This is a genomic window from Longimicrobium sp., from assembly GCA_036387335.1.
Lineage (GTDB): Bacteria > Gemmatimonadota > Gemmatimonadetes > Longimicrobiales > Longimicrobiaceae > Longimicrobium.
Genome location: DASVTZ010000186.1, coordinates 59687 through 71918, shown reverse-complemented (window position 1 = coordinate 71918; position 12232 = coordinate 59687). Strand labels below are relative to the sequence as shown.

Below are 12232 nucleotides of genomic sequence, written 5' to 3'. Positions count from 1 at the left end.
AATCGCGCCCCTACCACCACCGCTTCCGTCCGTTGACCTCTTTCGAGCAGCTCCTGGTCGGCCGGGTAGTGGCCGAGCGCTACCGCGTGGACGAGTTCCTGGCGAGCGGCGGGATGGGCGCGGTGTTCCGCTGCCACGACCTGCGCCTGGAGCGCGAGGTGGCGTTCAAGGTGGTCACGGCGCCTCCCGGCATCTCGCGGGAAGCGCGCGGCGTGCTGCGCGCCCGCTTCCTGCGCGAGGCCAAGACCGCCGCCTCCATCGCCCACCCCAACGTCGCCACCGTCCACGACTACGGCGTCGATGCGGAGCTGGACCTGGACTTCCTCGTGATGGAGCTGCTCGCGGGCGATGACCTGGGCGCGCGCATCGCCGACGGGTGGCGCCCGGGCCCGGAGGAGCTCGCCGGAATCCTGGCGCAGGCGGCGGACGGGCTGGCGGCGGGGCACGCGCGCGGCGTCGTGCATCGCGACGTGAAGCCAGGGAACCTGTTCGTGACGGGCACCGGCGCTTCGACGCTGATCAAGGTGCTGGACTTCGGGATCGCGCAGCCGGGCGCCGGGGGCGCATCGACCGTGACCCACCTGACCGGCGGCGGCGGGAACCCGCGCACCCCCGGCTTCGCGGCCCCCGAGCAGGAGGCCGGCGACCCCACCACGCCGGCGACCGACGTCTACGCGCTCGGCCTCACCGCCGTCGCGGCGCTCGCGGGCGGATCAGTCGAAGACCCCGCCGCCACCCTCGACGCGCTGGACCGCGAGCACCCCGCCCTCGCCGCCGTCCTCCGCCGCGCGCTGGAACCCGACCCCGCCCGCCGCTTCCCCGACTGCGCCGCGATGGGTGACGCTCTTCGCCACCTCGCGCCGCTCGCGAAGCCAGCCCCCGTGCGCCGTCCTACCACGCGCGCCGCGCTCCTCGCGATGCTCGCCGTCTTCGCGCTCGGAGTCGCGCTCTGGGCGTGGAACCGTCCGCGCGCCGCCCCCGCGCCCGTGGAAACCGAGGCTGAAGCGGTCGCCGCCGCGCGCGCCGTCTTCCGCGAAGTCAACGCGAGCGCGGGCCGCATGACGCGCCGCTACAACCCCAACCGCCGGGTGATGGCGTACCTGGACCGCTCAGGCGTCCGCAAGCTCGTCACGCGCATCCCCGCCGGCACGAGCGAGATGTACTTCGACCGCCACGGACTCCGCTTCGCCTCCGAGCCCAGCGCTGACGCGGGCGGAACCATCCATCGCTACTACTTCACCGCACGGGGCGAGCTCGCGCGCCACGAGCCACCCGCAACTGATCCGCGTCTGGACCAGCGTGCGCACGCATTGAAGTCCCAGGCGGAGGAGTGGGCAGCGGCGGCGCCCCGCTGGCCACCATCCGCCGCGCACTGATGATGATGCCGGGGGCAGCGTCTTTCCTGTACTCTTTCCGTTCCCTCCGTGCCTCTGTGTGAGGCCGCGGTTGCAGTTCTCTCTTCGCGTCTCCGCGCCTCCGCGTGAGACCCGCTGGTCACTTTGGTAGGGAGTACGGAAGTTGCTACCGTCCTCCCGCTTGCCCGATCGCCCCAACGCGGTCGCGCCCCACGATTCCCCGGGCAATGGACGGCCCGGCCGCCCTGCGGAACACGCGATTGCAGACCCTGACCGATCGCCGCCACCCCGGAGGTGCGGCGGAGAACGCGGCACCGGCGCTCTTCATCCTGAACGAGCGCCAGCACTGCACGTTCATGAACTCCGCCGCGGAGCGCCTCACCGGCTACACGCTCGCCGACGTGCAGGGCCGCCCGCTTCACGACGTCATCCACCACACCAGGCCGGACGGGCGCCCGTATCCCATCGGCGAGTGCCCCATCGAGCGTGCCTTCGACGAGGACGCGCGTGCCGAGGGTGAAGAGGTGTTCGTGCACCCCGACGGCCGCTTCTACCCCGTCGCGTACAGCGCGTCGCCGATCCGCGAGGCGGGGCGGCGGGTGGGGACGATCGTGGAGGTGCGCGACTCGGTGGCGGAGCGGCGGGTGCAGGCGGAGCGGCGCGGGCTCGTGGAGGCGCTGGAGCTGGAGCGCGCGCGGCTCACCAGCGTCTTTCAGCACGCCGCGTCGTACATCGCCGTCGTGCGCGGGCCGGACCACGTCTTCGAGCTCGCCAATCCGCTGTACCGCCGGCTCGCGGGAGACCGGCCCCTCCTGGGAAGGACCGCGCGCGAAGCCCTCCCCGAGCTCGTGGACCAGGGCTACATCGACCTGCTGGACGACGTGTACCGCAGCGGCAAGCCGTACACGGCCACCGAAGCGCCCGTCGTCTACCAGCGCACGCGGGACGAGCCGCCCTCCAGGCACTTCATCAACTTCGTCTACCAGCCGCTCGACGGCCCCGACGGGACCGTTTCCGGGATCCTGGCGCACGGAGTGGACGTCACGGAGCAGGTGCTCGCGCGGCAGGAGGTGGAGCAGGCGCGCGACCTCACCAGCCGGCTGCAGGAGCTGACGGTGGCGCTGGCCGCCAGCTCAACGCCCGAGGACGTGGCGGAGGTCGTGGTGGCGCAGGGGGTGGTGGCGACCGGCGCGGCCACCGGGCTGCTCGCCCTGCGCGACGGCGGCGAGGTGGTGGTTCTGCGCCAGAAGGGGCTGCCGGAGGACGTCTTCCGCGAGCACGCGCGTTTCCCGCTCGACACGCCCGGCCCCGCGGCGGCGAGCGTGCGCACGGGCGAAGCGTTCTTCATCGAGACCAGAGAGGAGGCGCGCGGCCGCTTCCCCAGGAACGGAACGACGCTCGAAACCCGCGCCGTGGCTGCCGTCCCGCTCACGATGGCCGGCGAGACGATCGGGGCGATCGCGTTCACCTTTACGGAAGAGCGCGCCTTCCCGCGGGAGAGCCGCGACTTCTTTCTGGCGCTGGGGCGCCAGTGCGCGCAGGCGCTGGAGCGTGCGCGGCTGGTGGAGGCGGAGCGCGAGTCCCGCGCCCTCGCCGAGCGCGCCGCGGACCGCGCGCGGCGGGTGCAGCGCCTCACCGCGCAGCTCAACGAGGCGGTGGGGCGCGCGCAGATCGCCGACGTGATCCTGGAGGGCGGGCTCGCCGCCGTGGTCGCGGACGCCGGGTCGCTGGCGCTGGTGCACTCCGATGCCGACGGGCGGCCCGAGCGCTTCGAGATCATCCGGACGCGCGGGTACGGCGCCGAGGTGGCGGAGCGGTACCGCACCTTCCCGGTCGAGCCCGGCAAGCCGCTCTCAGAGGCGGCGCTGCGGCGCGAGACGATCGCCATCGGCACGCCCGCGGAATGGGCGCGCGTCTTTCCCACGGCCACGGAAGACCTGGAAAAGCTCGGCTTCCAGGCGTTCGTAGCGGTGCCGGCGACCGTGGGGGAGCGCACGCTGGCGGCGCTCTCCTTCAGCTTCCGTGAGCCGCAGGAGTTCGACGACGCCACGCGCACCTTTCTCTCCACCCTGAGCGAGCAGTGCGCGCTGGCGCTGGAGCGGGCGCGGCTGCACGAGGTGGAGCTTCACCAGGCGGAGTGGCACGCCGCGCTCTTGGAGACGATCCAGGACGCGTTCGTGGCGCTGGACTCGCAGCTCCACTACACCTACGTGAACCCGCGCGCCGAGGCGCTCCTGGGCCAGCGCGCGGCGGATCTCCTGGGGCGGCGCATGGAGGAGGCGTTCCCCGACGCGCCACGATCGCCCGTGCACGAGGCCGTCCTCCGCACGCTGTCGACCGGCGTGGGGACGCAGGTGGAGGGGTTCAGCCCGGTGATTGGGCGGTGGGTGGAGGCGCGCATCTATCCCGCGCCGGCCGGCGTTTCGCTCGTCTTCCAGGACATCACCGAGCGTCGGCGCGCACAGGATGCCTCCGACCTGCTGGCCGAAGCGAGCCAGCTCCTCTCCGCCTCGCTGGACTACGAGGCGACGCTGCGGACCGTGGCCGACGCCGCGGTGCCCCGGCTGGGAGACTGGTGCGCGGTGGACGTGGTGGAGGACCCGGCGGCGCGCGAGTGGCCGCCGCGCATCGAACGCCTCGCCGTCGTCCACCGCGACCCGGCGAAGCTGGCGCTGGCCGCGGAGCTCGCCGAGCGCTACCCCACCGACTGGGCGGCTGAGACCGGCTTCGCGAACGTGCTGCGCACCGGCACGCCCCTGTTCGTACCGGACGTCACGGACGAGATGCTCGCCGCCGGCGCCCGCGACGAGGAGCACCTGGCGATCCTGCGCGCCCTGCACTTCTCCTCCTTCCTGGTGGTCCCGCTGAACGCGCGCGGCCTCACCGTGGGAGCGCTCACCCTGTGCATGACCGAGTCGGGGCGCCACTACGACGCGCGTGACCTGGAGCTGGTGCAGGACCTGGCGAGCCGCGCGGCGGTGGCCATCGACAACGCGCGCCTCTTTCGCGACGCCGAGCGCGCCCGCGCCGAGGCGGAGAGCGCGAACCGCAGCAAGAGCGAGTTCCTGGCGACGATGAGCCACGAGCTGCGCACCCCGCTCAACGCCATCGACGGCTACGCCGAGCTGATCGAGCTGGGAGTGCACGGCCCCGTGACCCCCGCCCAGGCCGAGGCGCTGCTCCGCATCCGCCGCAGCCAGAAGCACCTGCTGGGCCTCATCAACGAGGTGCTCAACTACGCCCGCCTGGAGACGGGCGCCGTGCACTACGACCTGGCGGTGGTGGACGTCGCTGCCGCCATCGCCGAAGTGGAGTCGCTGGTCCTGCCGCAGGTGCGCGCCCGCTCGCTCGTGCTGGAGACCGAGGCGGCCCCGCTGACGGCGTTCGCGGACGGCGAGAAGCTGCGGCAGATCCTGGTGAACCTTCTCTCCAACGCCATCAAGTTCACCGACCCCGGCGGCCGCATCGGCGTCCGCTCGCGAAGCATGGGCGCGCGCGTGGAAATCGAGGTGAGCGATTCGGGAATCGGCATCGCGCCTGACAAGCTGGACGCCATCTTCGAGCCGTTCGTGCAGGTGGGCCGCGCCCTCAACAACCCCAGCGAGGGCACGGGCCTGGGCCTCGCCATCTCCCGCGACCTTGCCCGCGCCATGAACGGCGACCTCACCGTCCGCAGCGCCCCCGGCGAGGGGAGCACCTTCACGCTGGTGCTGCCGGGGGCTGGTGGTAGTGGCGAGTGAACTCGCTGCTACAAAAGCACAAAGTCCGCCTTCGCGGACTCGCCGGCCACCATCCGCCTTCGCTCACCGTCCTCTTCCTGAACCTCTCCCGCACAAAACAGATCCCGTAGGGCAGCCCCACGTGGCTGCCCGTGCCCGACGCGGCTCCGCCGCCGCCGTCCCAGGAGCGAATGAATTCGCCGCTGGAAAAACACGAAGTCCGCCTTCGCGGACTGACCTCGGCCTTCGAGCCGGCTTCAGCCGCCCTCCCGTGGTTCCAGCCGGGGGCTTCAGCCCCCGGTGCGCATCCGCCGGTGGCGCATCCCCCGGCAATGCAGCGCTGATCCCGCCCAGGCGAGCCTGCGAAGGCAGGCATCCCGCGGTTGTTGCAGCGGTTTCAACCGCCGGTGTCCTACCCCGCCTCCAACTCGAACACCCCGATCGGCCGCGGCGAGGTCTCCTCGCCTAGGTTCCATTTGGTGAGGGAGATGCGCCAGCCGCCGGCTTCCAGCGACTCCAGCAGGCGCAGGCTGGGGGCGCGGAACGGGTCGGAGAGGAGGATGCGGCCGCCGGGGGCGAGGTTGCTCACGAAGATGTGGCGAAGGTGAGAGTGCATCGACTCGCCGTACAGGATGTCCGAAGCGATGATCCAGTCGTAGCGCACCGCATCGTCCCAGGCGGTCCAATCGGCGATGCGGTGCTCGATGGCGGAGATGCCGTTCAGCACCGCGTTGTGCCTGCAGACGGACATGGCCATCTCGTGCCGGTCCGTCTGCACGACGCGCGCGCCGAGCGAGGCGGCGACGATCCCCGGAAGCCCGGTACCCGCGCCCAGTTCCAGCACGCGGGCGCCGCGCAGCCCATCCGCGCGCCCGGCCACGTCGTGGGCCAGCGCGATGGCGGCGGGCCAGAGCGCGACGCCGTACGGCAGCCGGTCGCGGAACTCGCGCAGGAAGTGCTGCTCGTCGTCGTGGGTCAGCACCACGCCCGTGTGCAGGATCGTCCACTCGTGCCCGGCCAAGCCCAGGCGGGACTCGTGAAGCGGGAACTCCCCGGACTCGGTCTGCAGCACCTGCGGCCGCGTGGCGGATGCGCTCATGCCCCGCGCCGGGCGCAAGCGCCGTTCCGGCGAGGGCCACAGCGGGCGGGCAATCGGCACCGTGCGGACATGCGGGCGGCGGAGCAGCGTCGGGCACGGGCGCGATGAATCGCGCCCCTACCAGATCATTGCGCAAGGCACAGACCTACGCAAACCCCCTCCCCCGGGCGGTTTCGGGGGAGGGGGATGCGTCGCGGAGCGACGCTGGGGGTGGGGGGCCCCTTACGGAACCTCCTCCTCGTCCCCCCCGCGCTCCGGCTGCTGCTCGCGGCGGACGCGCGGCTGCTGGCCGAAGTTGTAGCTGAAGCTCAGGAAGACGCCGCGCGCACCCATCCGGCGCTCCGTCTCCTGGTAGAAGCGCTCGTCCTCGGTCAGCGAGCGGAAGCGCATCGTGTTGAACGGGTCCACCACGCGCAGGCTCACGCTGGCCCGGTCGCCCATCAGCTTCTGGCGCAGGGCGAGGTTGAACATCTGCCGCCCCGACACACGCCCCTGCTCCGTGGCCATCGGCGCGCGGTACATCAGGAAGCCCTGCGCATCCAGCCGCGGCGTGATCTTGAACGTGGCGTTCATCCGCGCCGACCACCCGAAGGCATCGCTCCCCACGCCGGTGCCCACGTTGCTCGCGTCGGTCACCTGGCGGAAGGCGCTCAGCCCGCCGAAGCCCGTGAGGCGCCCGCGGCGGATCGACGTGTTGAAGTCCGCGCCGTACGAGTCGGTCGTGGCGACGTTCTGGAAGGTGGTCGTGGCCACGCCCGTGGCATCGTCCACCGTGGTGAAGCGCCGCACCGCGTCCGTGGCGTGGCGGTAGAACGGGGTGAGCTGGATGGTGCCCAGCTCGCCCGACTGCTGGAAGCCGACCTCGAACGAGTGCGTGTACTCCGGCTTCAGGAACGGGTTGCCGCGGAAGACGTTGAGCGGGTCCTCCACCCGGCCGAACGGGTTGAGCTGCTGCGTGCGCGGACGCTCCACGCGCTTGGAGTAGCTCGCCTTCAGCTGCCGCGAGTCGTCCAGGTTGTAGGCAACCAGCGCGCTGGGGAAGAAGGAGTTGTAGCTGTTCTCGAACGTCTCGCCCGTGGTGGCCAGGTCGAACTCGCTGGTGGCCCGCTCCAGGCGGAGCCCTCCCTGCAGGTCGAAGCTCCCCACCGTGCTGGCGAGCACCCCGTAGCCGGCGTGCACCGTCTCGTCGTACGCGAAGGCGTTGGTCCGCGACGCGTCCACCTCGTACGCATCGGAGTCGTAGGAGAAGAGCGAAGCGGTGAAGTCGCTGTCCAGCTGCCGCAGCGTTCCGCGATAGCCGGTCTCCAGCCGCACGCGCTCGCCCAGCGGCCGCGTGTAGTCGGCCGTGAGCGTCCAGTTGCGGGTGCGCTCGTCGTTCCCCTGCCTCTCCAGGAAGGGGAGCGCGTCGGCCGCGGTGCCGTCCGGCAGCATCGCCTGCTCCGTGTAGCGCGTGAGCTCGTCCTCGCCGTTGCGGTTGAAGCGCAGCTCGGTGGCGAACTCGTTCTGCCGCGGGCGGATGGTGTGGCGGTAGCCGAGCACGTAGTCCAGCCGCAGCTCGCTCCCTTCCTCGTCCGTCCGCCGGTCGCGGATCCCCAGCAGCTCGCGGGCGGAGCCGAACTCGCGATATTCGTTGAGGTCGTTGCGGTCCGAGCTTCGGGTGCTCAGCAGCAGGCTGGTGTGGAGCACGTCGCGGCTCGCCAGCTTGTACTCGGCGCTGGTGTTGAGCGTGTGCGAGATCGGCGCGAACGCACCCGCCGCGTCCTGCTCCAGGTAGGTGAGCGGCGTGAGGTAGCGGTTCTCGCGGAAGGTGAAGCCCGTCGTCTCCCGGTCGTCGCGCATGAAGCCGTAGTTGCCGAACAGCGTCAGCGGCCCTTTCTGGAAGCCCAGGTTGCCGGAGACGTTCACCTGTCCCGTGGTGCCCCCGCCGGCCGTGATGCCGCCGCTCGTCCCCAGGTCCGTGTTCTGGCGCAGGACGACGTTGACGATCCCCGCCATCCCCTCCGGATCGAACTTGGCGGACGGGTTGGGGATCACCTCCACGCGGTCCACCATGTTGGCGGGGAGCTGCGCGAGAAAGGCGCCGAGCTGCTCGCCGCGCATCGGCGACGGGCGGCCGTTGATCTGCACGACGACGTTCTCGTTGCCGCGCAGGCTCACGCGCCCGTCGATGTCCACCTCGACCGACGGCACGTTGCGCAGCGCATCGACCGCGTTGCCGCCGGCCGCCGCGGGCATGTCGCGCAGCGTGTAGGTGTTGCGGTCCGGCGCCAGCGCCGCCTCGCGCCGCGCGGCGGTGACGGTCACGCCTTCGAGCTGCACGGCGCTCGCGGCCAGCCGGATCGTCCCCAGCGTGGCGACCGGCGTCTCCGCGCTGACGGCGATGCCGGGCCGCGTGGACGCCTGGTGCCCGAGCGCGGTCACCCGCAGGTAGTACCGCCCGGGGCGCACCCCTTCGATGCGAAACGCCCCGTCCGCCCCGGTGAGTGCCCCGTTGACGAGCGAGGAGTCGGCCGCGCTGCGCACCTCGGCCGAGGCGGAGCGGATCGGCTGGCCCGTCGCCGCATCCACCACCGTCCCGCGAATTTGCCCGGCGGCCTGCGGTGCCTGCGCTCCCGTCCGTCCCCCCGGCGTGCCCTGCGCGGCCAGCTCGCCGCCCGCGCCCAGCGCCACTATGAGTGCAATCGTTCCCGTATATCTCAACTCAGACATCCCGCATGAGGGTCCGGGGCGCCGCGGGTCCCGAACGAAACCGCGCCGCCCTTCGTGCTTTCCCACTTCCTTACAACCACCCCGCTCCAAACGTTTGGCGAGCCTGATGACGAACCCTCCCGCCGTTCTCGCTGTATCCCTCTGTGGCTCTGTGTGATGCGCCGTTGTCTTTGCCTGATCCGTCCGCGCGGGATATTCTCCGGCGGATCGCGATGCCGAACCGTTCCGAGATAGTCGAATGTACGAGTCGCAGCTCACCACCGGATCTCCGCCGCCGCACGAGCCCGAGGCGCTGTCGGTGCTGCGCCGCATCCTGCTCGCGGTGGTGCTGGTGGGGATCGTGGGACTCACCGCCGAGCTGCTCCTGCTGGAGCATTACGAGGACGTGTGGCAGTGGACGCCGCTCGCCCTCCTCGCCGCCGGCCTCGTCGTGGCGGCCGCGGTGGCGCTGCGGCCGGGGCGCGTGGTGCTGCTGGCGTTCCGGGCCGTGATGGCCGTGTACGTCGTGGCCGGGGCGCTCGGCGCGTATCTTCACCTGCTGGGCAACGCCGAGTTCGAGCGCGAGTCCGATCCCGCGCTCACGGGAACGGCGCTGCTCTGGGAATCGCTCAGCGGCGCCACTCCCGCGCTCGCCCCCGGCGCGCTGGCGCAGCTGGGGCTCGTGGGGCTGGCGCTGGCGTACCGGCACCCCGCGCTGCGCCGCACGAAGCGCTGAACTTCATCCAACTACGGAGGACCGATGCACAGAACCGCCGCCGCCCTCGTACTCGCCACGCTCCTCGCCGCGTGCGGCAGCGACGCACCGGAGCAGGACACCGCCACCCCGGACGCCACGCCGCCCGCCCCCGCGCCCGCCGCGGACACCACCGCCGCTCCGGCCGCGGAGGGCGCGATGGTCGATCCGAACACCGCCACGCGCGAGCAGCTCACCGCCGCCGGCCTGGACGCCGCCGCCGCCGATGCGCTGATCCAGGGCCGCCCCTACGCCGACATGCTCGCCGTCGATCGCGTGCTCGCCGCGCGCCTGGGCGAGCCGCAGCGCAAGGCCGTGTACGCCAGGGTGTGGAAGCCGATCGCCCTCAACAGCGCGACTAAGGAGGAGATCCTCCTGATCCCCGGCGTCGGCCCGCGCATGCAGCACGAGTTCGAGGAGTACCGCCCGTACCGCAACATCGAGCAGTTCCGCCGCGAGATCGGCAAGTACGTGGACAAGGCGGAAGTCGCGCGCCTCGAGAAGTACGTCGAAGTTCGCTGAGGGAGGGAACAGCGCGTCACACAGAGGGCACAGAGAGAACTACAAGGCGCGGAGGGAACCCCCTCCGCGCCTCTGTCTTATCAACCCGGCGGATTCGCGAGCAGCGCCTGAAATCGCTCTAGGAACTCGCCCACGTCGATGCCATCCACCAGCGCGTGGTGCACCTCGATGGCCACGGGCATGCGCCACGTATCTCCGTCCGCGAACCGCTTGCCGAAGACGAGCTTGGGAACGGAGTCCTCGCGGCGGAGCGCGTTGGTGAAGGAGGTGAAGCGGATCCACGGCAGCACCGTGCTGTGGAGGTAGGCATCGTCGTCCTCGCGCGCGTCCTCCAGCAGCGCCGTCCCCGCGCGCGCCCTCTCCAGCTCCGCGCGTCCGGCGGCGGCGAAGCGCGAGAACGACGGATCGTGCGGAAAGTACCCGAAGCCAAAGGTGCGGTCCGGACGGAGCACCGTGCACCCGATCGACACCGTGTCGTGGCACCACACGCGCTCGCCGCGAATGCGCAGCCGGAACGCCTCGGTCGCGCTCGCCGCGTGCATCCCGGCGAAGAGCGTCGCCAGGATGAACGACGGGCCGTCGGGGCGGCGCGATGCCTCGTACAGCGCCGTCACGTCTACTTCGGTCGAGACGCTGAAGTGCGGGCGGTCGTAGCCGCGGAACAGGTGGAAGTGCTCCCGCCGGGCCCAGCGGTCTAGGTCGATGTAGTGCGCCACCGCGTTCACTCCGGGAGCACGAGAGGGGCGAGCCGGTCCGCGAGCCAGCCGGGTTGTCCGCACAGCCAGAAATCGGCCGCATGCAGCAGTCGGACCGTTACGTCCTGCCCCATCGTGCTCTCCGCCTGCGCGACGGCCAGTAAGCCCGCCGGGTCCAGACCCCCACGTACGTCCTGGAGTCCATCCCTTCGTCCTCTTTTCGATTCATGGCGCCCATTCGTGCCATACTTTGGAGTTGTACAGTCGCAGGCGAAGTGCGAACGCAGGCCTCGGGTTGACGCCCACGCTTGCCGCAAGTAGATACCAGCACCCTCAGCGGGGCCCCGCCCCTTCTCACCGCTCGTCTACACCGTCCAGATCTCCGGAGACGCTACGCATGAACGTGATTACGGCCAGCTCCATGGACGTCTTGTGTATTGAAGCGATTAAATTTATCAAAACGCACGGGTATGCGGTGAAGACCAGGCAGGGGCCGGCCCAGCAGGTGCACGATCTTACCCTCCTCCTTTCCGATTCGAGGCGCCGGCTGCTCACCTTGCGTGCCCCGGATTCGCTCAAGTATCTGGCGCGAGAGTTTTTGGCGTATTTTCGCGGATCTCTACGGGCTCGCGATGGACTTCAGCAGGCTGCCAGGCGCTGGCGTGAAATTGCTGACCAGTATGGATATGTGAATTCGAACTACGGCTATTACGTCTTTCACGAGCGGCCCAGGGGCCAATCTCAGTTCCAGTGGGTGCTGGACTGCCTCTCGCGGAATCTCCAGTCTCGCAGGGCTCTGATCAACATCAATCAGCCATGGCACAAGGACCCGGACGGCGCCGATTTCCCGTGCGCAGTGGCGGCGCACTTTTTCGTTGCGGACGACTACCTCAACTGCCGGGTCTACATGAGAAGTGTCGACGTAGTCTGGGGAGTGCCGTACGACCTTGCCTTCTTCGCGTTCGTCACTGAGCTGTTGTTCTATAGCCTTCTGCCAATTGCGCCTGCGATACGTTTGGGCTCTACAGCCGTTGTAGCGACGTTCAGCCAGATCTACGTGCGGACAGCCGATCTGGCGGACAATACGCTGGCCGCACGTCCCAAACTGGACGACACCATGCCGCAGGTGGCCGACGCGGCGACTGTCCTCAACGATATCTATTCAGACTCTACCAACAGTGCGATCCTCAAGTGGCTTCATGAGATGGCTGACTTCCAAGCCGTGTCTGGTCCGCGGACATGACTGCGTGTGGGCGCGGCAGGGCAGACCGCGGATGCGTCGGAGCAGGACCGGCGCGACGACACGCCCGAGCAGCTGGGCCTCGAGCGGCGGCTCGGGCGGCGTAGTCGCGGACGCCATAGGTGGTCTTCATGGACCAGAACTTGGGGATGCACATGCT

8 protein-coding genes are annotated in these 12232 nt (G+C 70.4%); 5 read left to right on the top strand and 3 right to left on the bottom strand.

What is annotated here, in order from left to right; genetic code table 11:
* Positions 1-32: 32 nt before the first annotated feature.
* Positions 33-1376 (top strand): serine/threonine-protein kinase, encoded by a 1344-nt coding sequence (locus VF647_18725; GenBank protein ID HEX8454129.1) that lies wholly within the window; start codon positions 33-35, stop codon positions 1374-1376.
* A gap of 239 nt (positions 1377-1615) precedes the next feature.
* Positions 1616-5095: a GAF domain-containing protein gene (locus tag VF647_18720; GenBank protein ID HEX8454128.1), complete on the top strand. Its 3480-nt coding sequence runs from the start codon at positions 1616-1618 to the stop codon at positions 5093-5095.
* Between the two features lie 391 nt (positions 5096-5486).
* On the opposite strand, the gene VF647_18715 is transcribed toward VF647_18720, so the two are convergent.
* Positions 5487-6173 carry a methyltransferase domain-containing protein gene (locus tag VF647_18715; protein HEX8454127.1) on the bottom strand — a complete coding sequence of 229 codons (687 nt, stop codon included), beginning with the start codon at positions 6171-6173 and terminating at the stop codon, positions 5487-5489.
* 222 nt (positions 6174-6395) lie between these two features.
* Positions 6396-8873, bottom strand: a complete 2478-nt coding sequence (locus VF647_18710) for a TonB-dependent receptor (GenBank protein ID HEX8454126.1) — start codon at positions 8871-8873, stop codon at positions 6396-6398.
* Positions 8874-9120: 247 nt separating this feature from the next.
* Between VF647_18710 and VF647_18705 the strand changes: the two genes are divergently transcribed.
* Positions 9121-9597: a hypothetical protein gene (locus VF647_18705; GenBank protein ID HEX8454125.1), complete on the top strand. Its 477-nt coding sequence runs from the start codon at positions 9121-9123 to the stop codon at positions 9595-9597.
* A gap of 24 nt (positions 9598-9621) precedes the next feature.
* Positions 9622-10137 carry a hypothetical protein gene (locus VF647_18700; GenBank protein ID HEX8454124.1) on the top strand — a complete coding sequence of 172 codons (516 nt, stop codon included), beginning with the start codon at positions 9622-9624 and terminating at the stop codon, positions 10135-10137.
* Positions 10138-10217: 80 nt separating this feature from the next.
* Here the strand turns inward: VF647_18700 and VF647_18695 are convergent, their stop codons facing one another.
* Positions 10218-10853: a CatA-like O-acetyltransferase gene (locus tag VF647_18695; protein ID HEX8454123.1), complete on the bottom strand. Its 636-nt coding sequence runs from the start codon at positions 10851-10853 to the stop codon at positions 10218-10220.
* Positions 10854-11229: 376 nt separating this feature from the next.
* On the opposite strand from VF647_18695, the gene VF647_18690 reads away from it, so the two are divergent.
* Positions 11230-12075, top strand: a complete 846-nt coding sequence (locus VF647_18690) for a thymidylate synthase (protein HEX8454122.1) — start codon at positions 11230-11232, stop codon at positions 12073-12075.
* The last annotated feature ends 157 nt before the right edge of the window (positions 12076-12232 follow it).

What these genes read in the sequence shown, in the direction of transcription:
- VF647_18705 (HEX8454125.1), top strand. Translation starts at nt 9,121, where the DNA reads ATGTACGAGTCGCAGCTCACCACCGGATCTCCGCCGCCGCACGAGCCC.
- VF647_18715 (HEX8454127.1), bottom strand. Translation starts at nt 6,173, where the DNA reads ATGAGCGCATCCGCCACGCGGCCGCAGGTGCTGCAGACCGAGTCCGGG.
- VF647_18700 (HEX8454124.1), top strand. Translation starts at nt 9,622, where the DNA reads ATGCACAGAACCGCCGCCGCCCTCGTACTCGCCACGCTCCTCGCCGCG.
- VF647_18690 (HEX8454122.1), top strand. Translation starts at nt 11,230, where the DNA reads ATGAACGTGATTACGGCCAGCTCCATGGACGTCTTGTGTATTGAAGCG.